Below are 696 nucleotides of genomic sequence, written 5' to 3' on the forward strand. Positions count from 1 at the left end.
GCCCCCGCGACCGTACGGCCGCCACCGCGCCCCACGGCGACGAGCTGGTCATCGGGCTGTCCGCCCCCGCGGGCCCCATCGCCGCCGCTGCCGCCTACCGCCAGGCCGAGCAGGCGCTGTCGGTGGCGCGCCGCCGTGGCCGGATGCTGGTCGAGCACGAGCAGGTCGCGGCGGGTTCCGTGCTGCCCCTGCTCGCCGACGACGCCGTAAGGGCGTTCGCCGACGGCATGCTGCGCGCCCTGCACGAGCACGACGCCACCGGCCGGGGCGATCTGGTCGCCTCGCTGCGCGCCTGGCTCTCCCGGCACGGCCAGTGGGACGCGGCCGCCGCCGACCTCGGCGTCCACCGGCACACCCTGCGCTACCGGATGCGCCGCGTCGAGGAGATCCTGGGCCGCTCCCTGGACGATCCGGACGTCCGCATGGAGCTGTGGCTCGCCCTCAAGGCCACGGCCGCCGGCTCCTCGGCCTGAGGCGGTGCCTCGGCCCGAGGCGTGCACCCGCACCCCGAAGCGACCGCCACAAGCCCGACTACCACGAGCCCGACTGCCACGAGCCCGACTACCACGAGCCCGACTGCCACGAGCCCGACCACTACGAGCCGACCGCCACAAGCCCGACCGCTACGAGCCGACCGCCGCAACTCGAGCCCAACGAGCCGACCGCGTCCGCTTCGGTCACCCCATTCCGGTCATC

Annotated in this window: 1 protein-coding gene; it reads left to right on the forward strand. The window is 75.4% G+C overall.

Annotated elements, in window-relative coordinates:
• On the forward strand, positions 1–473 hold a 473-nt coding region (locus KN815_RS41015; protein ID WP_216346875.1), incomplete at its 5' end, for a PucR family transcriptional regulator.
• Between the last annotated feature and the right edge of the window lie 223 nt (positions 474–696).

It is taken from the genome of Streptomyces niphimycinicus (genome assembly GCF_018883605.1).
Taxonomy (GTDB): domain Bacteria; phylum Actinomycetota; class Actinomycetes; order Streptomycetales; family Streptomycetaceae; genus Streptomyces; species Streptomyces niphimycinicus.